Origin of the sequence: Blautia sp. AF19-1 (genome assembly GCF_003479155.1) — a bacterium.
Taxonomy (GTDB): Bacteria; Bacillota; Clostridia; order Lachnospirales; family Lachnospiraceae; genus Fusicatenibacter; species Fusicatenibacter saccharivorans.
Window position 1 is genome coordinate 78296 of the sequence record NZ_QUGQ01000013.1, and the last position, 26650, is coordinate 104945.

Genomic DNA, 26650 nt, shown 5'->3' on the forward strand with positions numbered 1-26650 from the left:
AATAAAAGGAAGAAAAAGCGGCAGCCCTTTTGTCTGGGACTGCCGCTTTTTTTTTCGGACAATGAGAAAGACTCGCTGTCATTTGGCTGTTAAAATTCGGTATCATCCGCATCGGATGGCCGTGACGGTTTTAAAAGAATTCCGTTGATTTCCACTTCATCGGCTGCCTCGATCAGAATATACGGTGTTCCGTCGATCGTACGGGTTTCGATGAGCTGGGCCTTTTCCGGGCTGACTTTGATGATAACATCCGGGGTGCGGATCTCGTAGTTCCGTGTACTGGCCACGTTCGAGGCAACGAAGCTTGCTTTCTCATCCGCAATGGATTCGTACTTCTCGTCGAACTCGTCAAGCTGTTCATTCGGTACGCCGCTGCTGGCGAGCAGACGTTTTACCTCGTGTTTATCGAGCACCACCGGTTCCGGATCGTCTTTCCGCTCTTCAATCATGGTATTTAAGTTCTCCTGAATGGTCATAACAGTAGAAAAATCACAGGCGGAATCGAGAGTTTCTTCTATAATAGACTGAAACGTTTCTTTCTGGGATTTCGCGGAGAGTGGCGCCTGACAGCCTAGGAAGTGGTCGAGAAAGTCCGGCTGATCCATCTCTGCGTTTTTCGTGAAATACAGCAGATTGTGGATATCCGTGTTGCGGTCTGTGAAGGCCGGGAAGAGAAAACCGTTTTCCGGTGCGCCGACCACCCAGTCCTGCACGCGGTTTTCAATCGTATTGTGGGACACATTGTAGCAGAGGCCCGGTTTGTCGAGTTTTACCGGGCAGATGCTGCAGAGGATAAATTCATAGACGTAATCGGAAGCATCGTCCATATCCAGATTATCCGAAGCGCGTCCCGGTACATCGTAGGCACCATGGATCAGAATAATATAGTAGTTTTCCGGATAGAGATAATCCGCCATTACCTTTTCATAAAATTCATCAATCAGTGCTTCGTCCTTCAGCTCACTGTTGCGGAGTTTTAAGAGAAACTCCTGTGTGCCGCCCTCACTTTCCTGGGAGAGCGGGAACTCCATATTCAGCAGATTCTTTCCGATGGTACCGGAGAGGGTGCTTTTAAAAATCTTAAAATATTTAAACATTTCTTCCTCTTCGAGAGAGAGAAACGCTTCTTTTAATTTTGTCTTAATATTCTTTTCCGCATCCACATAGCATCCGCAGATTCGCGTGATCGCACAGTGGGATGGGGTAAACAGTTTTTTAATTTCAGCAATTTCCTTTTTGTTCATATAGAATGCTCCTTTATCAGCAATTTCGTATCTTAGACAAGTACTTTCTATTATAGACCATAGGGAAGGGAAAAGGCAAGAAAGAAAATGGCGACTATATCTTTTTACACTTTAAATATAATTTCAAAAATCTTGACAGAGGTACCGATTCTGTTATACGATTAGGTCTAATAAAGGGGAGTAATTTAAGTTTGAAAATTTGCGTTTGCAAGTCTTCCGATTATTCAGCTGCTTAAATGGATACGCATGAAATTAAGAAAAAGAGGAGAATGACAGTGGATATAAGTAAAAAATCTGTAAAAAAAATCCGGGAACTTATTGTGTTTACAGCATTTCTTGTGGTCGCGCTGTGGAAGTTTAATGTGGTGCTTGATGTGTTGAAAGCAATATGGGGGATCGTATTTCCCTTTGTACTTGGCGGAGCGATCGCATTTGTGACCAACGTGCCAATGAGCTTTTTGGAAAAGAAAATTTTTGGAAGGGCCAAAAAAGAAAATAAGATCGTCGAAAAACTGGCAAGACCGATAAGCCTGTTCCTCACGATCGTATTTGCGGTTGGCGTGATTGTGCTGGTGATGTTTGGTGTGATTCCGCAGCTTACGCGGACAATAGGAACCCTGATGATGAGTATCGCTGATTTTATTCCGCAGATGCAAAGCTGGATCCGGGAGTTTTCCCATAATAACCAGGAAATCATGAAGCTTGTAGATCAGGTACAGTTTAATCCAGATCAGGCGATCAAGTGGGGGATAAGCCTGCTTGGAAATGGTGCAGGAAATATGATGAATATCACAATGTCAGCAGTGGGTTCCATAGTTAGTGGATTGGCAGCCTTTTTTGTTGCATTTTCCTTTGCATGCTATGTCCTTTTTCAGAAGGAAACGCTGCAGGTGCAGATTCGAAAAGTATTTTTCGCTTTTCTTCCAAAGGAAAAAGCAGATGCTTTTCTTAAAGTCTGCTCTCTGACTTATCGGACATTTGCAAATTTTCTTACAGGTCAGTGTCTGGAAGCCGTGATCCTTGGCTGTATGTTTGTTGTGATATTGAGCATTTTGAGGATGCCATATGCACTTTTGATTGGAGTTTTAATTGCGTTTACGGCATTGATCCCGATTTTCGGAGCCTTCATCGGGTGTGCAGTGGGAAGCTTTTTGATCTTTATGGTAAATCCGAAACAGGCAATTTTATTTATTATAGTATTTCTGGTGCTGCAGCAGATCGAGGGAAATCTGATCTATCCTCATGTTGTGGGTGAGTCTGTAGGGCTTCCGTCGATTTGGGTTCTTGCAGCAGTTACGATCGGCGGAAATCTTATGGGAATTGTAGGTATGCTTGTTTTCATTCCGTTGCTTTCCGTGTTTTATACTATTTTTCGGGAATTCGTATATCTGCATCTGAAAAAAAAGCATATCAAACAGGTGACAAAGACAGAAATAGAAGAAGATACGGCGGAAGAAATGGTAAATAGTGACATATCAGAGGTGAAATGATAGAATCCCGTACTTTGACGGCTGTATGGTGATAAAACGGTTACAAACCCAGTAAATATGGGTATTGTGGCCGTTTTTTTTGTAGATCATTATGCAACCGTCAAATTTCCGGGTGTTTTTATAGCAATCCCGGAAAATAATGCAAAAATTCAGCGCAGCAGAACGTGAATTACTGCGTCACAGATTTTCATGTCTTAGACAAGTACTTCCTATTATAGAGCACGGGGAAGGGAAAAGGCAGGAAAAAAATGGACAATGGATATTACAACTGTCTTGTCACATGACAAAAGTTGTGGTATACTAAGCGCTAAAGTGTTAAAAAAATATCACTATTCAGGGTTCTGAATCGTTATAGTAAAAATAGGAAGGAAACAAAACCAATGGATACCAGAAGAGAAAAGCTGGAAGCATTAAAGAAAGAAAAAAACGCTGTCATCATGGCACACTATTACGTGCCGGATGAAGTGCAGGAAATTGCTGATTACATCGGAGATTCGTATTACTTAAGCGACATGGCGACGAAAGTGGATGCCAGTGTCATCGTTCTCTGCGGCGTTCGTTTCATGGGTGAGAGCGCCAAAATCTTAAACCCGGGCAAAAAAGTACTGCTCCCGGATCTGCATGCCGACTGCCCGATGGCTCACATGGCAGCGATTGAAAAAATCGAGGAAGTCCGGAAAGAGTACCCGGATGTGGCTGTCGTATGCTATGTCAATTCCACCGCGGAATTAAAAAGTCATTCCGACGTCTGTGTCACCTCCTCCAACGCAGTGAAAATTGTAAAAGAACTGCCGAACCACGACATCTTCTTTATCCCCGATGAGCATCTTGGTACCTATGTGGCTGAGCAGGTGCCGGAGAAACACATCATCTTAAATGACGGTTTCTGCCACGTACATGCTGCCATCCGTCCGGAAGCTGCAAAGGCTGCAAAGGAGGCGCGCCCGCAGGCAAAGCTTCTCGTTCATCCGGAGTGCAGAAGTGAAGTCGTTGCACTTGCCGATTACGTCGGAAGCACCGCAGGCATCATCAAATATGCCGAGGCAAGTAAAGATACCGAGTTTCTCGTTGCAACCGAGCTTGGTGTTTTCGCAGAGCTGAAAAAGCGCTGCCCGGATAAGAAGTTTTATGCAGTGGGAAATACGCAGATCTGTCCAAATATGAAAAAAGTAACATTGGACAAATTAATAGAAGCACTGGAAAACGAGGAGAATGAAGTTCTGTTAAGCGAACAGGAAATTTCAGACGCACATGCGCCGCTGTTAAGAATGCTCGAGCTTGCAAAGTAACAAAATAAGCAGAACGCAGAAGCGGAAAAGAGGAAACGAAATGAAAAAGTATTATGATGCAGTGATTGTAGGATGCGGTGTGGCAGGATGCTTTGCGGCACTTCATCTGCCCCAGGAAGCCGATATTCTGATGATGACAAAAGCAGATACCGAGGACAGCGACTCCTTCCTCGCACAGGGCGGTATCTGTGTTCTGAAAAACGAGAGCGATTACGATGCGTTCTATGAAGATACGATGCATGCCGGGCACTACGAAAATACGCCGGAATCCGTCGACATTATGATCCGTTCTTCCCGAAATGTTATCAATCAGCTCATCGCCTGGGGTGTGGATTTCCGCCGCGATGAGAACGGAGAACTCTGCTATACGAAAGAAGGCGCACATTCTACCAACCGAATCCTGTTCCACGACGATGTAACCGGAAAGGAGATTACGAGCAAGCTTCTCGCGCAGGTAAAAAAGCTGCCGAACGTGACGCTTCTTGCGCACACGGAAATGTGTGATATTCTTTCCGGCAAAAATGTCTGCGAGGGTGTTCTGATCCGGGATGAAGAAGGAAAGCTGATTCCGGTTTATGCCAGGGATGTGATCTGGGCATGCGGCGGCATCGGCGGAATTTATGATAATTCTACGAACTTCCCGCATCTGACCGGAGATGCACTTGCAATTGCAATCCACAGGAACGTAGCACTGAAAAATGTCAATTACGTACAGATTCATCCAACAACGCTGTATTCCCAAAAGAAAGGCCGCCGTTTTCTGATTTCCGAATCTGTCCGCGGAGAGGGCGCTGTTTTGCTCGATAAAAACGGTGAGCGTTTCACCGATGAGCTGCAGCCGCGTGACGTGGTATCCCGTGAGATTCACCGCCAGATGGAAAAGGATCACACGAAGCACGTATGGCTTTCCATGAAAACGATTCCGCTTGATGTAAAAGAACGGTTCCCGAATATTTACCAGAAATGCCTGGAAGAGGGATATGATATCACGAAAGAACCGATTCCGGTTGTACCGGCACAGCATTACTTTATGGGCGGCGTCAAGGTAGACAGCAATAGCGAAACGACGATGGATCATCTGTATGCAGCAGGTGAGACGAGCTGCAACGGCGTGCACGGTGCAAACCGTCTGGCAAGCAATTCTCTGCTGGAGAGCCTGGTATTTGCAGAGCGCGCGGCAAAGAAGATTGCTGCCGAATTGGTCGCAGATGGTCTTACAGAGAACGCAGGCCGCAGAGAAACGGCGGGCGAGCCGGACGAAGACGAGTGGAAGCTCCTGGAAAAACGGTACGATATTAGAAAAGAAGATTACCAGAATATGGAAGAATATGCAGAACGCTGCAAAGAGAGCATCTGGGATGCGATCAGAAAGGAAGACGAATATGAATCCAATCACAAGAACACTAAATGTGGATAATCTGCTGCTGCTTGCACTGCAGGAGGACATTTCCAGCGAGGATGTAACGACAAACGCCGTGATGCCAAAAGCATGCCAGGGAACGGTACAGCTGCTCTGTAAACAGGACGGCGTTATTGCCGGTATGGAAGTTTTTGCAAGAGTATTTACCTTGCTCGATGAGCAAACCGAGATTATCCCGTATGTGAAAGACGGCGATGAAGTCAAAAAAGGCGATCTGCTGGCAACGGTAAACGGTGATATCCGCGTTCTGCTGTCCGGTGAAAGAACCGCGCTCAATTATCTGCAGCGGATGAGCGGAATCGCAACGTATACGAGAAGCGTTGCGAAGCTGCTCGAAGGTTCCAAAACAACCCTTCTCGACACCAGAAAAACAACCCCGAATATGCGTATTTTTGAAAAGTATGCAGTCAAAATCGGTGGCGGCCAGAATCACCGCTACAATCTGTCCGACGGCGTTTTATTAAAGGACAATCATATTGGAGCCGCAGGTAGTGTCACAAAAGCGATCGAGATGGCACGCGATTATGCTCCGTTTGTACGCAAGATCGAAGTTGAGTGCGAAACTCTCGATATGGTTCGTGAAGCAGCAGATGCAGGCGCCGATATTATCATGCTCGACAACATGACTCCGGCGCAGATGAAAGAGGCGGTAGCCGTTATCAACGGCAGAGCAAAAACTGAGTGCTCCGGAAATGTGACAAAAGAAAATATTGCCACGATCCTTGATGCCGGCGTAGACTATGTTTCCAGCGGTGCGCTGACCCATTCTGCACCGATCCTCGATGTATCACTGAAAAATCTGCATCCGATAGAACAAGTATAAAAACCAGAAGTATTTCCTTGCAGACACAAAAATCAAAAAAGCTTCTGTTCTTCCCGAAAATGGGAAAGAACAGAAGCTTTTTTAATAGGAAGTTTCGTTGAAGTTTCTTATAAAAAACCTCCGGGTTTAGATTCCTTTCTGAAACAGGAGAAAGGAATACCCGATCGGAATCAAAATCAGCGCTGCAATCGTGAGAAATAAAATCCATTCAAGCTGCAGAAAGCTGTTTACGATCATGGCAACGCCGCCGATGATCCAAACCCGGCCGGCGAGGCGATGAGTGCGGTTCCAGTTTTCCTGACTGTGAAGTGTCCATGGAACTTTGATGCCGGTTGTGTAGTTCTGTTTGCATTTTGGCATGTAATTGCCGATGAGAATAAAGAGAAGGCCGACAATCCCATTGCTAACAAAACCGATATCAACTGCGATGCCGACTGCGTTTGCATAGATGGAGCAGCAGACGATCAGGGAGGTTATGGGTATGATCCACAGAACAAGACGGATCATCTTCGGGCCGATGTTCTGCCGCTTCGGATCAGAAAAAGTGAGAACAGCGGTAAAAATCTGCAGAGCGGCAAGAAACAGAGGAATACCGATCACTGCCATCGTTTTGCTGCTCCAGCCGTTTGGAACATTGTTTGTGCCAAAATGGGTGGCAATGGTGTCCGGCATGCGATTCCAGAGCAGAAGTCCGATCACCATCGGAAAAAGAGAAATGAGTGTTGTCAGAATCAGTGTTGTTTTATATTTTTTCCACATCAGAAGTGCCTCCTTTGAGCTCTGAAATCCAGAGCATGATTTCTTCCAGGACGGAAGTGTTGAGTTCATAATAAATAAAATTTTTCTCCCGGGATTCCAGAACAAGGTCTGCTTTTTTCAGAATACCGAGATGGTAGGAGATGGTTGCACCTGTCATATCAAAGTGCGATCCGATCTCCCCGGCAGAAAGTCTTTTGTTTTTCAGAAGCTCCAGAATCCTTCGCCGGACAGGATCGGAGAGAGCTTTAAACGTTTCTGCGAATGCCATGGAAACCTCCTTTCCGGCAGTATGAATGCAAGTTAATTAGAAATTCATCTAAATACTTTTTATCACAGGGAAAGCGAAAAGTCAATAAGCATTTCGAAAAAATTCTAAATAGTTTTATTGTTGATTTTGAGTTGCTATTTTCTGCAGAATACGCTACGATAAGGGAAAAGTTGTAGAAAAAGGGGGACAAAAACATGAAAAAACACCTGTCCGTGCGCTACGGCACGATTCAGGGCTGCTACTGGATGGGATACGCGGCACTGATGGGGTATGCCAGCGTCTATCTTCTTGAAAAAGGCTTCACAAACACACAAATCGGCCTTCTGACGGCAGTTGGCTGTATCGTGTCAGCGGTTCTGCAGCCTGCGTTGGCATCCTACGCAGATCGGCCGGAAAGCCCGTCCGTACGAACAATGCTCCTTGGAGCGAACCTGATTCAGCTTGTTCTTATCATTTCCCTTGCTGCAACGGCAGAAAACAGTTCTATGGTGGTAAGGACACTGCTGTACGGCGCAAGCATTACGATGCTGATGCTGATGATTCCGTTCGTTAATTCTCTTGGTATGGAGACGATCCGCCAGGGAGAGGAACTTGATTACGGAATCGGGCGCGGCATGGGTTCCGTTGCATATGCGATTGCATCATGGCTGCTCGGCCGGCTGACCGCATCCTTTGGAGCAGACATGATTCCGATCTGGGCTATCGCGCTGACCATTCTTTTCCTCATCTGTGTATTTCGCTTTCCGTTTAAAAAGGACAGGAAAAAAGCAGAAGCAGAAAAAGAAGAGACAGGAGCAGCCGGTCCGGTCGATTTTCTGAAACGGTATCCGTCCTTCGTGGTAGTACTGCTTGGCTGCATTCTGATCTTTATGTCACATAGCCTGATTAACAGCTTCAATTATCAGATTGCAATGGCAAAAGGTGGTGGCAGCGGTGAGATGGGAAATGCGATGACCATCTCTGCAGTTTCCGAGCTGCCAACGATGTTTCTGTTCGGCTATCTGCTGAAAAAGAAGAGCAGTGTTTTCTGGTTCCGCCTCTCCGGCCTGTTTTTTGTCCTGAAAAGCATAGGAACCTTCCTGGCCTTTAATATTCCGACATACTACGCTGCTCAGCCGTTCCAGATGTTCGGCTGGGCGCTGATCAACGTCGCCTGCGTCTATTACGTGGACGGCATCATGGAGCCGCAGGATTCGATTAAAGGACAGGCATATATGGCAATGACCATCACCGCAGGAAATGTAATGAGCTCCCTGTTTGGCGGCTGGCTTATCGATGCAGCCGGTGTTGGCGCGATGCTGATCTGCGCATCTCTTGCGGCCCTCATCGGCTGGCTGATTGTGTGCCTCGGTTCGAAAGAAGCAAAAACTGCATAGGAAAGATAAAAGAAAGCGCCCGAAACCGAACGTGGTTCCGGGCGCTTTGCCGTACAGCTCTTATTTATTTCTGTTTCCTGTATACTTCTCATCACAGTATTTGCAACGGTAAACCTCTTTTTCCGGGTCAGCCAGGATAAAGACATGTTTTAATCCCTGCTCAATAGAGGTGATACAGCGCGGGTTTTTACATTTAATCACATCAACCACCTGTTTCGGCAGATGAAGTTCTTTTTTCTCCGTAATCTCGCCGTCTTTAATGACATTGACAGTGATATTGTGATCGATAAAGCCTAAGATGTCAAGATCCATCTTATCAACCGAACACTCAACTTTCAGAATGTCCTTTTTTCCCATTTTTTCACTTTTGGCATTTTTAATAATGGCTACGGTACAGTCCAGCTTGTCCAGTCCCAGATCATGGTAAATGGTCATAGCCTTTCCTGCTTTAATATGGTCGAGCACGAAGCCCTCTTCAATACGTCCTACGTTCAGCATAGCGAAAGATGCTCCTTTCTTAATCGACTTTGATGTTCAGCAGCGTCAGAATCAGGGCCATACGTGCATAAACACCGTACTGAACCTGTTTAAAGTAAGCAGCGCGCGGGTCATTATCCACGTCAACGGAGATCTCATTGACACGCGGCAGCGGATGCAGAACCAGCATTTCCGGAGAAGCAAGATCCATTTTGGACTGATCCAGAATATAGAAATCCTTCATGCGGATGTAATCATCCTCGTTGAAGAAACGTTCTTTCTGGACACGGGTCATATAAAGAACATCCAGCTTCGGGAGAACATCTTCCATTTTAATAACTTCCTCAAATGGAACATTGTTCGCCCGCAGCACATCATCACGGATGTAATCCGGGAGACGAAGCTCCTCCGGGGAGATTAATACAATTTTAATGCCGGTATAACGAACCAGCGCTTCAATCAGGGAATGAACCGTTCTGCCGAATTTAAGATCACCGCAGAAGCCGATGGTAAGATTGTTCAGGCGACCCTTTAAAGAACGGATGGTAAGAAGATCGGTAAGAGTCTGCGTCGGATGCTGATGTCCGCCATCACCTGCGTTGATCACAGGAATACGGGAGTACATCGATGCAACGAGCGGAGCGCCTTCTTTCGGATGACGCATGGCACAAATATTTGCAAAGCAGGATACCACGCGGATGGTGTCGGCTACGCTTTCACCTTTGGAAGCGGAAGAAGAATTGGCAGAAGAAAAACCAAGAACAGTACCGCCAAGATTCATCATGGCAGCCTCAAAGCTGAGACGGGTGCGTGTGCTTGGTTCATAAAATAAAGTAGCAAGTCTTTTGCCATCGCAGGCATGTGCATATTTCTCCGGGTTCTTTTCAATATCGTTCGCCAGATCCATTAACTGATCCAGTTCTTCGACCGAGAAATCAAGGGGACTCATTAAGTGTCGCATATATTACCTCCTATGAAGATCCTTATTTTTGTTACCGTTCACAGGTTCCCTGCGAACGGTAACATTCGCAGCCCTCATTTAAAGTTTTGCTTCGCAAAAGGAGGGCTGCTCACGCCTGAATCACTTTCTTACGCAGCGAAACAGCAGGTGTTTCACTGCTGAGTGAACAGTAATTTATTTTTTCTGTGTTCCACCTTAACACAAAAACAGGATAAATGCAAGATAAAAAATGGCAGGAAAAAGGTCGAAAAGCAGAGTAATATGAAATGTGAAAAAATAAAGTGAAATAGCAGTCAAAAAGGAAAAAGATTGTACAAAAGCCGAATTTCGGAAGATCTTTTCTTGTAAATTAAACGGAGATGGAGTAAAATATTGATATCTGCAACAAATGCAGAGTATCAGGAGGACCAGATATGCTAGACTTAGGAAAAATCCGCGACGAGATCGATGTCACCGATGACGAGATCGTCCGCCTGTTCCAGCACCGGATGGCGCTGACGGCGGAGGTTGCGCAGTACAAGATAGAGACAGGAAAAGCCGTTTTTGATGCGGAACGCGAGCGCCAGAAGCTGGAAAAGCTGACAGGCGAGGGAACAAATGCATTCAATACAAAAGGCATCCAGGAGCTGTTCCAGCAGATCATGTCGATCAGCCGGAAGCGCCAGTATCAGCTGCTGACCGAGAACGGCGGCGAGGAGATGACCGATTACACACAGGTTGACCATCTCCCAACGCACGGCAGAAGAGTTGTCTTCCAGGGTGTGGAGGGCGCCTATAGCTTCGGTGCCATGAAAGAATTTTTCGATGATACGATCACCAGTTTCCACGTAGACACCTGGAAAGAGGCGATGGAGGCGATTACGAGGGGCGAAGCCGATTATGCCGTGCTTCCGATCGAGAACTCCACAGCAGGCATTGTATCCGATATTTATGATCTTCTGGTGGAATATCCGCACTACATCGTCGGTGAGCAGGAATTGCCGGTGGAGCATGTGCTGATGGCACTGCCGGGAGCAAAGGCTGAGGAGATCCGCACCGTGATTTCCCATCCGCAGGCGCTGGCGCAGTGCCGCCGTTTCCTGGATTCCAATGAAAACTGGAAGACGGAAGAGCGTCTCAATACAGCCGCCGCTGCAAAAGAAGTATCCGAGAGCGGTGATCTTACGATGGCAGCCGTCGGAAGTCCGTACGCTGCAGAGCATTTCGGACTGCAGATCTTAAAAGAAGGTATTTTTGATGCCCAGGGAAATACGACACGCTTTGTTATCATTTCTGGGCAGAAACGCTTTGTAAAAGATGCACAGAAAATCAGCGTATGCATGGAACTGCCGCATCAGAGCGGTTCTCTTTACAACGCACTGGCACATTTTATTTACAACGATCTGAACATGACCAAAATCGAGTCCCGCCCGATTCCGCAGCGGAAATGGGAGTACCGTTTCTTCGTGGATTTCGAGGGGAACTTAAGCGATCCGGCAGTCAAAAACGCACTGCGCGGATTGCAGGCAGAATCCGCGAAATTCCGGATTTTCGGAAATTATTAATCCAGAAGAGAGGGCCGTACCAAGCGGCCTTTTCGCATAAATAAAATGAAAAATGACAGGAAGGAAGAGACAAAAGATGATTAGAATAGAAGAATGTATCCTCTACCGCGATTTCGCAGAGGGGGAGGTACTGCGCGATATGACGATACTGGTGGAGACCTACAAAAAACTGGTCAATGCTCAGATTTCCCTGAAGGACCGCCGGTTCCGTGAGAATATGAGCGCATATGAGCCGCAGTTTTATGAGGCACTGAACCGCCTTGTCGAGATGGCAAACCGCTACGGCTTCTCCGGAAATCTCTGGCACGATTATCTGACATATCTTCTGGTCAACAAAGAAAATGCATTTTCTACCTCCTGCGAGATTGTCGGAAAAGTCGAGGGAAGCATCAACCAGATGGCAAAACACGACTTTGTCCGTTTCAAAGAACTGTTTGACTTTGATATCTGTGTTTTTGATAAGATTTTTGAGTCCGGTGATGCCTCTGTCATCAGTTCCTATGAGAACACGGACAGCCCGAATAAACTATTCAACAAAGAAGTCCGGGATCGTATCTGTGAGCTGGCCATCCGTCTGGCAAAGGCTGCATCTGCAGATGAATTTATGGCTGATATGGTTCAGTTTTACAAAGATTTCGGAGTGGGAAAACTGGGACTTCACAAGGCATTTCGTATTGCGCATACAGGAGAGAACGTTGAGATTATCCCGATTACCAACATTCCGGATGTGCGCCTTTCTGATCTTGTCGGCTACGAAATTCCAAAGCAGAAGCTGATCGACAACACGAAAGCGTTTGTCGAGGGCAAGAAAGCAAACAACTGTCTGCTTTTTGGCGATGCCGGAACCGGAAAATCCTCCAGCATCAAGGGCATCCTGAATGAATATTACGATCAGGGACTTCGTATGATCGAGGTTTACAAGCATCAATTCCAGGATCTGAACGAGCTGATTGCGCAGATCAAAAACAGAAATTATAAATTCATTATCTACATGGACGATCTTTCTTTCGAGGAGTTTGAGATCGAGTACAAATACCTGAAAGCTGTGATCGAGGGAGGTCTGGAAAAACGCCCGGACAATATCCTCATCTATGCGACCTCCAACCGCCGCCACCTGATCAAGGAGAACTACAGCGACAAAGAGGGAACGAGACAGGATATGCACACTTCCGATACGGTACAGGAGAAGCTGTCCCTGGTATACCGCTTCGGTGTCAGCATCTATTTCGGTGCGCCGGATAAGAAAGAGTTCCAGAAGATCGTTTCCGTTCTGGCCGACCGCTACGGCGTGAAGTTAAGCGAGGAAGAGCTTTTAGCAGAAGCAAATAAATGGGAACTGTCCCACGGCGGTCTTTCCGGCCGTACCGCACAGCAGTTTATCGATTATCTGCTCGGAAAACAGTAAAAAGAAAAAGGTCAAAAAGTCCGCTTGGTATTGGGAGCGGGCTTTTTGGGATATCCTTTGAAAAAGAAGGAGGAAAAGCATATATGCAGTATTCCACATTTGCTGCCATTGATATCGGCAGCTACGACGTCATTCTGGAGATTTTCGAGATCTCCAAAAAGCAGGGTATCCGAAGCGTGGATAAGATCTGCCATCGGATGGAGCTTGGAAAAGATACGTACACGCTGGGAAAAATTCGCCCGGAAATGGAAGAAGAGCTGTGCCGTGTACTCGCAGATTTTGTGCGGATTATGGAAGGCTATCGCGTGGACGATTACCGTGCAACGGCATCCAGTGCGATCAGTGAGGCGTCGAACAGTCTCTATGTCCTTGGAAAAATTCATCAATTGACCGGTCTTTCTGTCACGGTTCTCTCCAACTCGGAGCAGCGTTTTCTTAGCTATAAAGCGCTCGCGGCGATGGAGGACAATTTTAACAAGATCATTGAAAAGGGAACTGCGATTCTCGATCTTGACGGTGGCAGTTTTCAGATTTCCCTGTTCGACAAGGATGCACTTGTCACAACACAGAACATCCGCATGGGAAGTCTTCGCATCCGCGAGCGTCTTGCCGGAATTCAGAGTGAGACGGAACATTACGAAGAGATGGTCGAGGAGCTGATCTGGAACGAAGTATCAAGCTTTAAAAAGATGTATCTGAAAGACCGCAAAATTGAAAACATTATGCTGATCGGCGATGTTTTCACCGACAGTGTTTATCAGAACATTGAAGAAAAAACGACAAAAATCATTTCCCGCGAAAACTTTAATACCTGGTATGAGAAAATTATCCGCCAGTCACCGATGGAGCTCGCCGTAAAACTTGGTATTCCGCTGGAAAACGCTTCACTGATGTATCCGTCTGCTGTGATTTATAAATGTCTGATTGATATGATGGGTGCGGAGCATATCTGGATTCCGGGCGTGCATATGACACGTGGTATTGCATACGAGTATGCGGAGCAGATGAAACTGCTGAAAGGCGGTCATAATTTCGAAAATGATATTCTGATGGCGGCAAAAAATATCGGAAAACGGTACGCAGTGAACCGTCCGCATGTCCAGAACCTGGAGATGACAGCGCTTGCCATGTTTGATGCGACGAAAAAGATGCACGGTATGAAAGAGCGCGAACGGCTGCTTCTCCAGATGGCAGTGATGCTGCATGACGTTGGAAAATACATCAGTTTCAATAATGTGGCGGATTCTTCCTATAATATTATCATGTCAAATGAAATCATCGGATTGTCGCACATTGAGCGTGAGATGGTGGCATTGATTGCAAGATACAACACGGTTACGCTCCCGTCCTACGATGAGCTGGTGATGGAATCGTCCTTGAGTGCCGAGCAGTATCTGACAGTATCCGAACTGACCGCAATCGTCCGTCTGGCGAATGCGCTCGACCGGAGTCATTTGCAGAAGATTCAGGCGATCCGCGCCACATTAAAGGAGCGCGAGCTGCAGCTTTCGCTCACGGTCAACCGCGATTTTACCCTTGAGCAAGGTTTGTGCCAGGAAAAATTAGATTTCTTCAATGAGGTATTCAGCATACAGCCGGTCATCAAACTGAAACGGCAGATGTAAAAGGAGGCGAAGAAAGATGGATATTGCACCATATAAGAAACCGGAATATTTCCGCAACCGGGAGTTGAGCTGGGTCAGCTTCGACGAGCGTGTTTTAAACGAGGCGCGGGATAAGAGTATTCCGCTGTTTGAACGTCTGAAATTTATCAGCATTACATCCTCCAACCTGGATGAGTTTTATATGGTCCGTGTGGCTTCACTAAAAGACCAGGTGCATGCAAACTATACGAAAAAGGATCTGTCCGGCATGGATGCGAAGGAGCAGCTTACCGAGATCAGCAAACGGACGCATGAGCTGGTGCAGCTGCAGTACAATACGTACAATCGCTCGGCGGTTCCGTCTATGGAGCACGTTGGCCTTACGATTATCAGTGAGCACGAGAAGCTGACGAAGGAGCAGGCGGAGTATGTGGATTCCTATTTTGAGGAAAACATTTACCCGGTTCTGACCCCGATGGCCATGGATTCGGCCCGCCCGTTCCCGTTGATCCGGAACAAAACATTGAATATCGGTGCACTGGTGCAGAAGAAAGAGGATTCGCTTCTGAGCCGTGCGGAGGATAAGAAAGAGAAGAAAGGCAAGGAGAAGGAAAAGGAAAAAGAACTGGAATTTGCGACGGTTCAGGTTCCTTCGGTACTGCCGCGTTTTATTCTGCTTCCGCAGGATGAAAAGACGGGACAGCGGTATGTGATTCTTCTGGAGGAGATCATCGAGCGGAACATTGGAAAGCTGTTCTTAAGCTACGATGTGGTCTGCGCGCATCCGTACCGTGTTATGCGAAATGCAGATCTTTCGATCGATGAGGATGAGGCTTCCGACCTGTTAAAAGAGATCCAGAAGCAGCTTAAAAAACGTCAGTGGGGCGAAGTGATCCGTCTGGAGGTGGAAGATAAGATGGATAAGCGGCTCCTGAAGATGCTGGAAAAAGAGTTTGACATCGATGAAGACGACCTGTTCCGGATTCCGGGACCGCTCGATCTGACGTTTTTAATGAAAATGTATGGGCTCGACGGCTTTGATGAGTATAAAATTCCAAAATACATTCCAGCAGCAGTTCCGGCGCTGATGAATGAGGATGACATTTTTACAAACATCCGAAAAGGAGACATCTTACTGCATCATCCTTATATGACGTTTGATCCGGTCGTGCAATTTGTACAACAGGCAGCAAAGGATCCGGATGTACTGGCAATCAAACAGACGCTGTACCGTGTGAGCGGCAATTCTCCGATTATCGCGGCACTGGCGCAGGCGGCGGAAAACGGCAAGCAGGTTTCCGTACTGGTGGAATTAAAGGCACGGTTCGACGAAGAAAACAATATTGTCTGGGCAAAGATGCTGGAGAAAGCGGGATGCCATGTAATTTATGGTCTTCTGGGACTGAAAACACACAGTAAGATTACACTGGTGGTTCGGCGTGAGGAGACAGGTATTCGCAGATATGTACATCTTGGCACGGGAAACTATAACGATTCTACGGCAAAGCTGTATACGGACTGTGGTCTGCTGACATGCAATGCAAAGATCGGTGAGGACGCAACAGCAGTATTTAACATGCTTTCGGGCTATTCGGAGCCGGATCGCTGGAACAAACTGATTGTTGCACCGCTCTGGATGAAGGACCGGTTCCTGCATCTGATTGCGATGGAAGAGGAGCACGCAAAGAAGGGACAGAAAGCGCATATTATTGCGAAGATGAACTCGTTATGCGACCGCGATATTATTGCGGCGCTTTACAGTGCTTCGGCAGCCGGAGTAAAGATTGACCTGATTATCCGGGGAATCTGTTGCCTGAAGGTTGGAATCCCGGGTGTCAGCGAGAATATTACCGTTCGCTCGATTGTCGGCAATTTCCTGGAACATGCGCGGATTTTCTACTTCTACAGTGGTGGAAATGAAGAGGTGTTTATGGGAAGCGCGGACTGGATGCCGCGAAATCTGGAAAAACGGGTGGAGATCGTGTTCCCGGTTGAGGATGAGCAGATCAAGAAAGAAGTAATGCATATTCTTGATATCCAGATGAAGGATAATGTGAAAGCCAGTATTTTACAGGCAGACGGAACGTATACAAAGCCGGATAAGCGCGGAAAGATGCTGGTGAATTCACAGGAGTATTTCTGCAGGGAGGCAACGGAAAGAGCGGAAAAACCGAAAGAACAGGAAAACAGCAGGGTGTTTGTGCCGGCGGAACCGGTGGAATAGGCTCTGAGGTGGGGACGGACGCCCCGTAACGCACACAAGGGTGATGCGCGGTTTCGGGAGCTAGTAATTCTAAGGCTCTGTCATTTTGCTAAAACCATGCGCCAAAAATCAAAACTCGCTGTCACTCAGATAGTTGATTTTTGGCGCATAACGCAAAATACCAGAACCTAAGAATTACACGCTCCCTGCAAATGCGCACCACCCTTGTGTGCGTTACGGGGCTGTGCGAAGGACGGACACGGACGTGGGCGCGGGAGCGCCAACTGCGTTGAGATGAGAGAAGAATATAGATATTGTGATGAAAAAGTGCGGTGACTTTGATAGTTACGGCGCTTTTTTTGTGTGTTAAAAATAATCTGTCTGGTATTGGAAAAAGGAATGGCTATTCAGAACTCGTTTTGAAAATTGGTTTTGCGGGTGATTTTCGGGGATTTTACAAAGAGTGATCTGGAAAAATGGCTGGAAAAGAAGGGGATGGAGACGGAGATGAGAGAAAATGTAAAAGATTTTTGTAAAGTAGCCGGTTATTTTATTAACGGGTATTTTACAAAGCGGTGGTAGTGGGCTTTACGGAAGGAAAGGTATAATGAATCTCGACAAGACGAGGAGGAAGAAAAACGAATGTCAAATATTGTGTTGAAGAATGTCTGTAAATCTTATGATAAGGAACATTATGCGGTTCAGGATTTTTCGCTTGAAATACCGGATCGGGAGTTTGTGATTTTTGTTGGACCTTCCGGCTGCGGAAAATCGACGACGCTTCGGATGATTGCCGGTCTTGAGGAGATTACGAGCGGGGAGCTCTGGATTGATGGACAGCTTTGTAATTATGTAGAAGCAAAGGATCGCGATCTTTCGATGGTATTTCAGAACTACGCGCTTTATCCGAATATGACGGTATATGAAAACATGGCGTTTTCTCTGAAAATCCGGAAACAGCCCAAGGATGAAGTTGATAAAAAGGTACATGAGGCAGCTAAAATGCTTGGAATTGAGCATTTACTTGACCGGAGACCGGCAGCCCTTTCCGGCGGTCAGAAACAAAGAGTTGCGATTGGAAGCGCAATTATGAGACGGCCGAAAGCATTTTTAATGGATGAGCCGCTTTCGAATCTGGATGCGAAGCTGCGGGCACAGATGCGGGTGGAGCTGGCAAAATTACATAAGGAACTGAAAACGACGGTGATTTATGTTACACATGATCAGACGGAGGCAATGACGCTTGGTACAAAAATTATTGTCATGAAAGACGGTGTTGTGCAGCAGGCGGATACACCGGAGCAGATTTACCGCCATCCGGCAAACAAATTTGTGGCCGGTTTTATCGGAGCTCCGAGTATGAATTTTATGGAAACGATGGTGACGGAAAGAAACGGAGCGGTTTATCTGGAAGGAGACGGAGGAGTTACCCTTCGTGCCAGAGGAGAGAACGAAATGGTGCTTCGTCGCACTTATCTCGGAAAAATGGTGATCTTAGGCCTGAGACCGGAGGATTTACAGGACGAAATAACCGCTTCCGCACATCGGATCTGTTATAAAGAGAATCAGTTGAAGGCATTTGTTGACCTGCGGGAGATGATAGGTGCAGAAGCGTATCTGCATATGAATACCGGAAAAAATCTGATTACAGCAAGAGTGCCTTCCGAGGTGCCGGTTACTGCAAAGGAAAGCATTACATTGTATGCAGATATGGAAAAAGCACAGATCTTTGATCCGTTTACAGAAGAAAATATTTTATCTCGGCCGGTTGAAAAAGAAGAACGTGCAACAGCATAAGAAGGAGCAGAAAGTGAAAAAAGTAATCGAAAAGTGTAAAAAAGCAGAAGTTTATATGTATCTGATCCCGAGTATGGTGATCTTTAGCATCTTTCTGTTTTATCCGTTTTTTAAAACCATTTATCTGAGCCTGTATAAGACAAACAAGCTTGGAGAAGCGAAATTGTATGTGGGACTGGACAACTATAAAAGCTTATTATCGAATCCATCCTTTTACAACAGTCTCTGGGTTACACTGGAATTTGTGGCGATTGTTGTAGTCGGAAGTATGGCGCTTGGCCTTCTGGGAGCAGTTCTTTGCAGCAAGGCTTTTCCGGGAATCCGGGTATTCAGTACTTCCTATGCACTCCCAATGGCAGTAGCATCGAGCTCAGGTGCCATGATTTTCAAGATTATCTTAAATCCCACGATCGGTATCGTAAACAAATTGCTGCATGTGAGCATTAACTGGGTCAGTGATCCGAAATATGCGCTGATCTGTGTGGCTGTCCTTACGGCATGGCTGAACAGTGGCATCAATTTCCTGTATTTTTCGGCGGGACTTGGAAACATTGATGATTCGATTTATGAGCGTGCTTCTGTAGATGGAGCGAATGCAGTACAGAAATTTTTTAAGCTGACACTGCCGGGGCTTTCTCCGATCATGTTCTACACACTGGTTGTTAACATTATTCAGGCATTCCAGTCATTCGGACAGGTGAAAATCCTGACACAGGGAGGACCGGGAGAATCCACGAACCTGATTGTATATTCGATATACCGTGATGCGTTTTTTAATTACCGGTTTGGAAGCGCAGCCGCACAGTCCGTTGTTTTGTTTCTGATTGTCATGGCGCTTACCCTGGTTATGTTCCGCGTGGAAAAGAGAGGAGTAAAATACTGATGTCTACAATAGCAACTACGATTGCCGGACCAAAAACTTATTCTGCAGAGGAGCTGCAGGCACTGCATCTGGCAATGAATGCAAAAGCAAAAAGAAAGAAAATGCTTCAGAAAACAGCGTTGGTTACCATGAACCTGATCGTTTGTCTGTTTATGCTGTTTCCGCTGCTTTATACCATCAGTGTAGCGTTTATGCCGTCCGGCGAGCTTTACACAATGGCAATGAACATCGTGCCAAAACATCCGACGCTGGAAAATTTCGTGGAAGCATTTCATAAAATTCCGCTGGTACGCTTTGTCCTGAACTCATTTTTGGTTGCGGGCAGCATTACGCTGGGTCAGATTGTAACGTGTTCTCTTGCGGCATTTGCCTTCTCTTTCCTGAATTTCAAAGGAAAAAATGTTCTGTTTATGCTGGTCATGGCGACCATGATGGTGCCGGGTGAGGCAACCATTATTTCCAATTATCTGACAGTAGGAAGTCTCGGATTGCTCGATACCTATATTGTTCTGATCCTGCCTTCTCTTACCTCTGCAATGGGAATTTTCCTGTTCCGCCAGTTCTACATGACCTTTCCGATTTCGCTTTATGAATCGGCGAAGCTGGACGGCTGCGGGAATCTGCGGTTTATCGTAAAAATCCTGATGCCGCTGACAAAGTCAGCAATGGGAGCAATGGCGGTTTACACCTTTATCAATGCATGGAATATGTACATGTGGCCGCTGCTGGTTACAGGTTCGGACAGCAAGCGTACCGTACAGATTGGTATCAGTATGCTGAACAGCGTCGACGCACAGTCGATTACCCTGATGCTGGCGGGCGTGGTAATGATTATCATTCCATCCATTTCCATCTTTATCGTAGGCCAGAAGGCCTTAATCAAAGGAATGTTTTCAGGAGCAGTCAAGGGCTGATTCCTGTGACAGAAAAAAGAATAGAAAACTGTATGAAAAACGAGGAGAAAAAAATGAAGAAAAAAGTGATTGCATCGATTCTTGCGGCTTCTATGGCAGCTATGGCGCTTACTGGATGTGGAGGCGGAAAAACAACGAGTGAGGCACAGGGTGCAACAACGGATGAAACCACAGCCAGCACAGAGGCAGGAAGTACGGCAGATGGCGCAGAAGCACCGGATTTAAACCAGGATACGAAGGGAACCACGATTACCTTCTGGCATTCCATGGGCGGTGTCAATGGCGAGGCAATGGATTATCTTGTCAATAAATTCAATGAAGAGAATACCGATGGCATTACCGTTGAGGCGGTTTATCAGGGAGAATATGATGATACGATTAACAAACTGAAAAGTGCACAGATCGGAAATATGGGAGCAGACCTGGTACAGATTTATGATATCGGAACACGCTTTATGATTGATTCCGGCTGGGTCATTCCGATGCAGGAGCTGATTAATGCAGATGGCTATGACATTTCCCAGATCGAGCCGAATATCGCTGCTTATTATACGGTAAACAATGAGCTGTACTCGATGCCATTCAATTCGTCCACACCGATTCTGTATTACAACAAAGATATGTTTGAAAAAGCAGGGATCACCGAGGTTCCTACAAGCCTGGAAGGAATTCTTGCCATCGGTGATGATCTGAAAACAAAGGGCGGAGCCGGTGAACCGCTGGCACTCTCCATCTATGGATGGTATTTCGAACAGTGGCTCTGCAAACAGGGACTTTCCTATGCGGATAATGGAAATGGCCGTGATGCTGCTGCTACTGCGGTTGAATTTGATTCCAACGGCGGAGCGCTCAACATCTTAAATGCGTGGAAAGCCCTGAATGATGCCGACGTTGCACCAAACGTAGGCCGTGCCGGAAGCGATACCGCAACAACAGACTTTACTTCCGGAAAAGCAGCGATCACTCTTGGCTCTACCGCATCCCTGAAACAGATTTTACAGGATGTCAACGGAAGTTTCGAAGTTGGAACCGCATATTTCCCGACAATCAAGGACGGCGATGAGGGCGGTGTTTCCATCGGAGGAGCATCTCTCTGGGCATTGAACAACAACGATGATGCAAAAGCAGCCGCCACCTGGAAATTTATCAAATTCCTGATTTCCCCGGAGTCTCAGGCATACTGGAATGCCGAGACTGGTTACTTCCCAGTAACAACAGCTGCTGATGAGGAGCAGACCTTCAAAGATAATGTGGCACAGTATCCACAGTTCCAGACCGCGATTGATCAGCTGCACGATTCCAAGCCGCAGTACGCCGGCGCACTTCTCTCTGTATTCCCGGAGGCAAGACAGATTGTGGAAACAGAAATCGAGAATATGATCAACGGAAATGAGACCCCGGAGAAAGCAGTAGAATCAATGGCTTCCCAGATCAACAGCTCCATCGAGGATTATAATCTGGTAAATGAATAAGAGACAGGCTTTACAAAAATAAGATTTCGTCCTATAGTGAAGAAAAACGAGTTCCCAAAGCGTGTTTGAACGGTTTTGTGAATGGGAAGATCCGATTTACGGAAATGATTTTTCAGATATGACTGGAAATGCGTCGGAGACAAAAATCCGGCGCGCTTCCGAATCTATAGCAATCCCGCAGAAGATGTAAAAAAATCAGCACCGCTTTTTTCACTTGTTTTCAGGCTTACGATAAAAGGAAAAAAGCTGCAGTCGGGACAAAAGATAGAAAAGAGTGCAGATTTGGAAATGGGAACGGAAAATGGAGGACAGATACGAGATGAAAACAAAAGTATGGGCACACAGAGGAGCCAGTGCATATGCACCGGAAAATACACTGGAAGCGTTTCTTCTTGCGGCAGAGCAGGGAGCAGACGGTGTGGAGCTGGATGTACAGCTGACGAAAGATGGCGAGATGGTTGTTGTCCACGATGAAGAAATCGACCGGGTCAGTGACGGAAGCGGATTTGTCAAAGATTATACGCTTGCGGAATTGAAGAACCTGAACTTTAATAAGACACATCTGGAATATCAGAATGTAAAAATTCCGACGCTTCGCGAAGTATATGAAGCATTAAAGCCAACGGGAATGACGATCAATGTCGAGCTGAAAACCGGTATTTTCTGGTATAAAGACCTGGAAAAAAAGGTACTCGAGCTGACAAAAGAGATGGAGATGGAAGATCGCGTGATTTATTCTTCCTTTAACCATTACAGCATTGCAAAAATTCTGGAACTGGATCCGAAAGCCAGCACCGGCATCCTCTACGCAGATATTATTTATGATGTCGTGAATTATGCGAAAAAAATCGGAACAGGAGCTCTTCATCCGGCAACCTTTCATGTGCAGATGGCAGACTTTCTTCAGCAGTATGTGGAAAGCGATCTTGCGGTGCATGTGTGGACGGTCAATGATAAGGCGGAGATCGAGCGTCTGATGGAGGCCGGTGTTGACGCAGTCATCACTAATTATCCGGATGTGGCCGTTTCCTGCCGCAACGCGAAGTGATACCGATTGGAGAAAAAAAGCTGTTCCTTTTGGATATCGACGGAACCATCTGCGTGGGGAACCGTCTGATTCCGGGAGCAGACCGATTTTTAAACGGACTGTCCGAGTACGGTGGAGATTATGTGTTTATCACAAATAATACGACGATGAGCGTAGCAGATTACCGGAAAAAATTTGCAAAGCTGGGCATCCCGACAACAAGCGCGAACTTTCTGACGGCTTCTGTTGCAACAGCGCATTATCTGAAGCAGAAATATGGATCCCGTCCCGTCTATGTGCTGGGAACGGACTCTCTGATCCGGGAATTGGAGAGCTTCGGTGTGTGTACCACCCACGATCCGGAGAAAGAAGGAATTGCATGTGTGCTTGCAAGCTATGACAATGAACTGACGTATCAAAAACTGACGGATATCTGTCGGCTGTTGACAGAGCGCCCGGAGCTCGATTACGCTGCAACGAACCCGGACTATGCTTGTCCGATTGAATTCGGCTACGTGCCGGATTGCGGTTCCATCTGCGAGATGATCGGACATGCGGTCCACCGCATGCCGACTTATATCGGAAAACCAGGTACACGGATGGTTGAGATGGCACTTGATATGACAGGCAGAACCCGCGATGAGGCTGTTCTTGTGGGAGACCGTCTCTATACGGACATTGCGTGCGCAAACATGGCGGATATTTCTGCAGCCCTTGTGCTTTCAGGCGAATCTACACGCGAAGAAATGCAGAACTCGCAGTATCTTGTGGAGTATGTCTATCCATCCGTGAAGGAAATGTATGCGGATTGGGTGTATGGACAAAAAAAGAAATGCTCTTAAAATTCCGAAATGGTTATGGTTTTGGAACAAAAAAACAAAAAGAAGAATTCTGAGAGGAGAACCTTTTTCCGAAGGAGTTCTTCTTTTTTGCTGCGGAAAAGGATACTTTCCGGATATGGGATAAAAGCCTGGGACGGTATAGAAAAAGCTTGCCAAAAGAGGGAATTTCCCTATATAATGATTCAGACTATAATAGGAAAGTAACTATTCAGAGCCCCATCTCGATTCCGCTTACGCTGCATCTCGATGTTGCTTCTCGCCATATGAAAAGGAAGAAAACCGCTCATTCATGCAAGCATGATTCGCAATTTTCTTCCATTTTGCATGGCTCTGAATAGTTACATATGAAAAAGAAAACGATCAGGAGATCGGAAAATTCCAATACAACAGAAGAAGGAGAATTTATGCATGAGTATTTTAAATGTAGAACATCTGTCCCACGGCTTCGGCGACCGTGCGATTTTTGAAGATGTATCGTTCCGCCTCTTAAAGGGGGAACACATCGGTCTGGTAGGCGCAAATGGTGAGGGAAAATCAACCTTTATGAACATCATCACCGGAAAGCTGATGCCGGATGAGGGAAAGGTTGAGTGGGCAAAAAATGTCCGTGTCGGCTATCTGGACCAGCATACCGTTCTGGAAAAAGGTATGACGATCCGTGATGTGTTAAAAAGCGCTTTTTCCTGGCTGTACGAGATGGAAGAGCGGATGAACACGATCTGCGATTCCATGGGAGATGCCTCCGAGGACGAGCTGAATCAGATGATGGAGGAACTTGGTGTGATTCAGGAGATGATGGATGCACACGATTTCTACATTCTGGATTCGAGAATCGAAGAGATCGGCCGTGCACTCGGCCTCGAGGAGATCGGTCTCGAACGCGATGTCACTGAGCTTTCCGGCGGACAGAGAACGAAGGTCCTTCTGGCAAAACTGCTGCTGGAAAAACCGGATATCCTTCTTTTAGATGAGCCGACCAACTACCTGGATGTGGAACATATCACCTGGCTGAAACGATACCTTGAAGAGTATGAAAATGCCTTCATTCTGATCTCTCACGATATCCCATTCCTGAACAGTGTTGTCAATCTGATCTATCATATGGAAAACAAAGAGCTGAATCGTTATGTGGGTGATTACGATCACTTCCAGGAGGTTTATGCGGTCAAAAAAGCGCAGAAGGAAGCTGCCTATAACCGTCAGCAGCAGGAGATCAGTGAACTGAAGGATTTCGTGGCACGAAACAAAGCCCGTGTGGCAACCAGAAACATGGCTATGTCACGGCAGAAGAAGCTGGATAAGATGGATGTGATCGAGCTTGCGAAAGAAAAACCAAAGCCGGAATTTCATTTCCGCACTGCGCGCACTTCGGGTCGTTTCGTTGTGACTGCAAAAGAACTTGTGATCGGCTATGAAGAACCGCTTTCCAGACCGCTGACCTTTGCGATCGAGCGTGGCGAAAAGATCGTGCTCACCGGTGCCAACGGAATCGGAAAAACAACACTCTTAAAGAGTATCCTCGGTTTGATTCCGTCCCTTGGCGGAAACGTGGAGCTTGGCGATTATCTGGAAATCGGATATTTCGAGCAGGAAATGCCAAAAGGCAACACCAACAGTTGTATCCAGGAAATCTGGGAAGAATTTCCATCCTATACCCAGTATGAAGTCCGCGCAGCGCTCGCCAAATGCGGTCTTACCACACAGCACATTGAAAGCCTGGTGCGTGTCCTTTCCGGCGGCGAGCAGGCAAAAGTGCGCCTCTGCAAACTCATCAACCGCGAAACTAACCTCCTTGTCCTCGACGAGCCGACGAACCATCTTGACGTGGACGCGAAAGAGGAGCTGAAAAACGCACTGAAAGAGTACAAAGGAACTGTTCTTATGGTCTGCCATGAGCCGGAATTTTATGATGGCCTGGCAACCAGCGTATGGGACTGCTCGGAGTGGACGACGAAAGTGATTTAATCGAATCAAGTAAGTTCCCTGCTTCCATTGCGTGGAGCAATAAGCAGTGGGTTGGGACTTGTTTGTATCAGGAGTGGTACAAGTCACTCCTGATAAGCTGCGAAGCAGTTATTTGGTTATGAGCAAGTAGCGAAACGGATTGCGAACATCCGCTTGACTAATATTAAGAAGAAAAGTCAGCAGAAAACGGACTTTATAGAAGGTGTTTTCTGCTGATTTTTTGTATTTAACAAGTAGTTAGATAAAAAAATGAATATACAGAATTGTGTGTATTTTTCTGAAAATAAGAAAATTCGAAAAAAGGTGTTGACTTTTGCTTTTGGTGGTGTTATTATAACTAAGCTGTCAGCGAGAGCTACAGTGAATGAGTTCTTTTGAAACAGAAAAACCTAGTTCGGAGCCGGGTGGCTGCCGCGGGTTGCAAAAACTGCTTCAAAAAAACTTGAAAAAAGTTCTTGACAAAAGCAAATGAGTTTGATAAAATAAACGAGTTGCTGATCGAGAGAACAGCAAAGAAGTTCGAAAAAGCTTCAAAAAATAAATTAAAAAAGTTCTTGATAAACGAAAGGTTCTGTGATAAAATAAACGAGCTGATCCAAGTCGGAACAGCAAAGATCCTTGATAATTAAACAGTGAAACACATCCTCGAAAGTTCTGAATAAGTAATTCAAAACGATCGAAAGATCCTTTAAAACAGTAAAAGGGATAAATTAGCTAGTATGTTGATTTTGAACTTGGAACAAACATTTTATCAGAGAGTTTGATCCTGGCTCAGGATGAACGCTGGCGGCGTGCTTAACACATGCAAGTCGAGCGAAGCAGTTAAGGAGATTCTTCGGATGATTCTTAACTGACTGAGCGGCGGACGGGTGAGTAACGCGTGGGTG

At 46.3% G+C, this 26650-nt stretch carries 22 protein-coding genes and 1 rRNA gene (1 of these 23 only partly in view); 18 read left to right on the forward strand and 5 right to left on the reverse strand.

What is annotated here, in order from left to right:
* Positions 1–89: 89 nt before the first annotated feature.
* Positions 90–1244, reverse strand: a complete 1155-nt coding sequence (locus tag DWX26_RS10220) for a DUF4317 domain-containing protein (protein WP_022462754.1) — start codon at positions 1242–1244, stop codon at positions 90–92.
* A gap of 275 nt (positions 1245–1519) precedes the next feature.
* Between DWX26_RS10220 and DWX26_RS10225 the strand changes: the two genes are divergently transcribed.
* The 4 genes from DWX26_RS10225 (at position 1520) to nadC (ending at position 6266) form a co-directional block, all read left to right on the forward strand.
* On the forward strand, positions 1520–2734 hold the full coding sequence (locus tag DWX26_RS10225; RefSeq protein WP_243002094.1) for an AI-2E family transporter: 1215 nt from the start codon (positions 1520–1522) through the stop codon (positions 2732–2734).
* Positions 2735–3114: 380 nt separating this feature from the next.
* The gene (gene nadA, locus DWX26_RS10230) at positions 3115–4023 is read left to right on the forward strand and encodes a quinolinate synthase NadA (RefSeq protein ID WP_118601368.1); all 909 of its coding nucleotides are present in this window, start codon (positions 3115–3117) and stop codon (positions 4021–4023) included.
* Positions 4024–4063: 40 nt separating this feature from the next.
* Positions 4064–5440 (forward strand): L-aspartate oxidase, encoded by a 1377-nt coding sequence (locus DWX26_RS10235; protein ID WP_118601369.1) that lies wholly within the window; start codon positions 4064–4066, stop codon positions 5438–5440.
* Entirely contained in the window at positions 5406–6266 is an 861-nt protein-coding gene (nadC, locus tag DWX26_RS10240) for a carboxylating nicotinate-nucleotide diphosphorylase (RefSeq protein WP_118601370.1), read from the forward strand. Before DWX26_RS10235 ends, nadC begins: the two co-directional genes overlap by 35 nt.
* A gap of 126 nt (positions 6267–6392) precedes the next feature.
* On the opposite strand, the gene DWX26_RS10245 is transcribed toward nadC, so the two are convergent.
* Together DWX26_RS10245 and DWX26_RS10250 are read right to left on the reverse strand one after the other, a co-directional pair.
* Positions 6393–7025, reverse strand: a complete 633-nt coding sequence (locus DWX26_RS10245; RefSeq protein WP_118601371.1) for an SdpI family protein — start codon at positions 7023–7025, stop codon at positions 6393–6395.
* Positions 7009–7293: an autorepressor SdpR family transcription factor gene (locus tag DWX26_RS10250; protein WP_118601372.1), complete on the reverse strand. Its 285-nt coding sequence runs from the start codon at positions 7291–7293 to the stop codon at positions 7009–7011. Before DWX26_RS10250 ends, DWX26_RS10245 begins: the two co-directional genes overlap by 17 nt.
* Before the next feature lie 194 nt (positions 7294–7487).
* Here DWX26_RS10250 and DWX26_RS10255 point away from each other — a divergent pair, with 194 nt between their 5' ends.
* Positions 7488–8669, forward strand: coding sequence for an MFS transporter (locus tag DWX26_RS10255; RefSeq protein WP_118601373.1), 1182 nt, complete (start codon positions 7488–7490; stop codon positions 8667–8669).
* Between the two features lie 60 nt (positions 8670–8729).
* Here DWX26_RS10255 and DWX26_RS10260 read toward each other — a convergent pair whose 3' ends face one another.
* Both DWX26_RS10260 and pyrB read right to left on the reverse strand, forming a co-directional pair.
* Complete coding sequence (locus tag DWX26_RS10260) at positions 8730–9167, reverse strand: aspartate carbamoyltransferase regulatory subunit (RefSeq protein ID WP_022462761.1); 438 nt, start codon at positions 9165–9167, stop codon at positions 8730–8732.
* Between the two features lie 19 nt (positions 9168–9186).
* A complete protein-coding gene (gene pyrB / locus DWX26_RS10265) occupies positions 9187–10107 on the reverse strand; it encodes an aspartate carbamoyltransferase (protein WP_022462762.1) in 921 nt (306 codons plus the stop codon).
* A gap of 413 nt (positions 10108–10520) precedes the next feature.
* Here pyrB and pheA point away from each other — a divergent pair, with 413 nt between their 5' ends.
* The 13 genes from pheA to DWX26_RS10325 form a co-directional block, all read left to right on the forward strand.
* Positions 10521–11651 (forward strand): prephenate dehydratase, encoded by a 1131-nt coding sequence (gene pheA, locus DWX26_RS10270; protein ID WP_055228688.1) that lies wholly within the window; start codon positions 10521–10523, stop codon positions 11649–11651.
* A gap of 76 nt (positions 11652–11727) precedes the next feature.
* On the forward strand, positions 11728–13056 hold the full coding sequence (locus tag DWX26_RS10275) for an ATP-binding protein (protein ID WP_118601374.1): 1329 nt from the start codon (positions 11728–11730) through the stop codon (positions 13054–13056).
* Between the two features lie 83 nt (positions 13057–13139).
* Positions 13140–14681, forward strand: coding sequence for a Ppx/GppA phosphatase family protein (locus tag DWX26_RS10280; protein WP_117510294.1), 1542 nt, complete (start codon positions 13140–13142; stop codon positions 14679–14681).
* 16 nt (positions 14682–14697) lie between these two features.
* Positions 14698–16884, forward strand: a complete 2187-nt coding sequence (locus tag DWX26_RS10285; RefSeq protein WP_118601375.1) for an RNA degradosome polyphosphate kinase — start codon at positions 14698–14700, stop codon at positions 16882–16884.
* Positions 16885–17505: 621 nt separating this feature from the next.
* On the forward strand, positions 17506–18660 hold the full coding sequence (locus tag DWX26_RS10290; protein WP_117813997.1) for an ABC transporter ATP-binding protein: 1155 nt from the start codon (positions 17506–17508) through the stop codon (positions 18658–18660).
* A gap of 55 nt (positions 18661–18715) precedes the next feature.
* On the forward strand, positions 18716–19543 hold the full coding sequence (locus DWX26_RS10295; protein ID WP_117761797.1) for a carbohydrate ABC transporter permease: 828 nt from the start codon (positions 18716–18718) through the stop codon (positions 19541–19543).
* A 101-nt stretch (positions 19544–19644) separates the two neighbouring features.
* Positions 19645–20457: a carbohydrate ABC transporter permease gene (locus DWX26_RS10300; RefSeq protein ID WP_416388109.1), complete on the forward strand. Its 813-nt coding sequence runs from the start codon at positions 19645–19647 to the stop codon at positions 20455–20457.
* Positions 20458–20510: 53 nt separating this feature from the next.
* Positions 20511–21929: an ABC transporter substrate-binding protein gene (locus DWX26_RS10305; RefSeq protein ID WP_118601379.1), complete on the forward strand. Its 1419-nt coding sequence runs from the start codon at positions 20511–20513 to the stop codon at positions 21927–21929.
* A 319-nt stretch (positions 21930–22248) separates the two neighbouring features.
* Entirely contained in the window at positions 22249–22977 is a 729-nt protein-coding gene (locus tag DWX26_RS10310; protein ID WP_117761795.1) for a glycerophosphodiester phosphodiesterase, read from the forward strand.
* Positions 22978–23006: 29 nt separating this feature from the next.
* Positions 23007–23798 carry an HAD-IIA family hydrolase gene (locus DWX26_RS10315; RefSeq protein WP_243030621.1) on the forward strand — a complete coding sequence of 264 codons (792 nt, stop codon included), beginning with the start codon at positions 23007–23009 and terminating at the stop codon, positions 23796–23798.
* Positions 23799–24206: 408 nt separating this feature from the next.
* The gene (locus tag DWX26_RS10320; protein ID WP_117761760.1) at positions 24207–25763 is read left to right on the forward strand and encodes an ABC-F family ATP-binding cassette domain-containing protein; all 1557 of its coding nucleotides are present in this window, start codon (positions 24207–24209) and stop codon (positions 25761–25763) included.
* Positions 25764–26218: 455 nt separating this feature from the next.
* The gene (locus DWX26_RS16750) at positions 26219–26392 is read left to right on the forward strand and encodes a hypothetical protein (protein WP_158580601.1); all 174 of its coding nucleotides are present in this window, start codon (positions 26219–26221) and stop codon (positions 26390–26392) included.
* 119 nt (positions 26393–26511) lie between these two features.
* Positions 26512–26650 (forward strand): 16S ribosomal RNA (locus tag DWX26_RS10325) (its annotated part continues 1346 nt past the right edge of the window); the annotation flags it as partial.

Bases quoted from the DNA above. Each gene is read 5' to 3' on its own strand.
- DWX26_RS10250 (WP_118601372.1), bottom strand. From the start codon at position 7,293: ATGGCATTCGCAGAAACGTTTAAAGCTCTCTCCGATCCTGTCCGGCGA.
- DWX26_RS10295 (WP_117761797.1), top strand. From the start codon at position 18,716: ATGTATCTGATCCCGAGTATGGTGATCTTTAGCATCTTTCTGTTTTAT.
- DWX26_RS10320 (WP_117761760.1), top strand. From the start codon at position 24,207: ATGAGTATTTTAAATGTAGAACATCTGTCCCACGGCTTCGGCGACCGT.
- DWX26_RS10285 (WP_118601375.1), top strand. From the start codon at position 14,698: ATGGATATTGCACCATATAAGAAACCGGAATATTTCCGCAACCGGGAG.
- DWX26_RS10245 (WP_118601371.1), bottom strand. From the start codon at position 7,025: ATGTGGAAAAAATATAAAACAACACTGATTCTGACAACACTCATTTCT.
- nadA (WP_118601368.1), top strand. From the start codon at position 3,115: ATGGATACCAGAAGAGAAAAGCTGGAAGCATTAAAGAAAGAAAAAAAC.
- DWX26_RS10255 (WP_118601373.1), top strand. From the start codon at position 7,488: ATGAAAAAACACCTGTCCGTGCGCTACGGCACGATTCAGGGCTGCTAC.
- DWX26_RS10305 (WP_118601379.1), top strand. From the start codon at position 20,511: ATGAAGAAAAAAGTGATTGCATCGATTCTTGCGGCTTCTATGGCAGCT.
- DWX26_RS10300 (WP_416388109.1), top strand. From the start codon at position 19,645: ATGCTTCAGAAAACAGCGTTGGTTACCATGAACCTGATCGTTTGTCTG.
- DWX26_RS10260 (WP_022462761.1), bottom strand. From the start codon at position 9,167: ATGCTGAACGTAGGACGTATTGAAGAGGGCTTCGTGCTCGACCATATT.
- DWX26_RS10220 (WP_022462754.1), bottom strand. From the start codon at position 1,244: ATGAACAAAAAGGAAATTGCTGAAATTAAAAAACTGTTTACCCCATCC.
- nadC (WP_118601370.1), top strand. From the start codon at position 5,406: ATGAATCCAATCACAAGAACACTAAATGTGGATAATCTGCTGCTGCTT.
- DWX26_RS10280 (WP_117510294.1), top strand. From the start codon at position 13,140: ATGCAGTATTCCACATTTGCTGCCATTGATATCGGCAGCTACGACGTC.
- DWX26_RS10290 (WP_117813997.1), top strand. From the start codon at position 17,506: ATGTCAAATATTGTGTTGAAGAATGTCTGTAAATCTTATGATAAGGAA.
- DWX26_RS10235 (WP_118601369.1), top strand. From the start codon at position 4,064: ATGAAAAAGTATTATGATGCAGTGATTGTAGGATGCGGTGTGGCAGGA.
- DWX26_RS10310 (WP_117761795.1), top strand. From the start codon at position 22,249: ATGAAAACAAAAGTATGGGCACACAGAGGAGCCAGTGCATATGCACCG.
- pheA (WP_055228688.1), top strand. From the start codon at position 10,521: ATGCTAGACTTAGGAAAAATCCGCGACGAGATCGATGTCACCGATGAC.
- DWX26_RS10275 (WP_118601374.1), top strand. From the start codon at position 11,728: ATGATTAGAATAGAAGAATGTATCCTCTACCGCGATTTCGCAGAGGGG.
- pyrB (WP_022462762.1), bottom strand. From the start codon at position 10,107: ATGCGACACTTAATGAGTCCCCTTGATTTCTCGGTCGAAGAACTGGAT.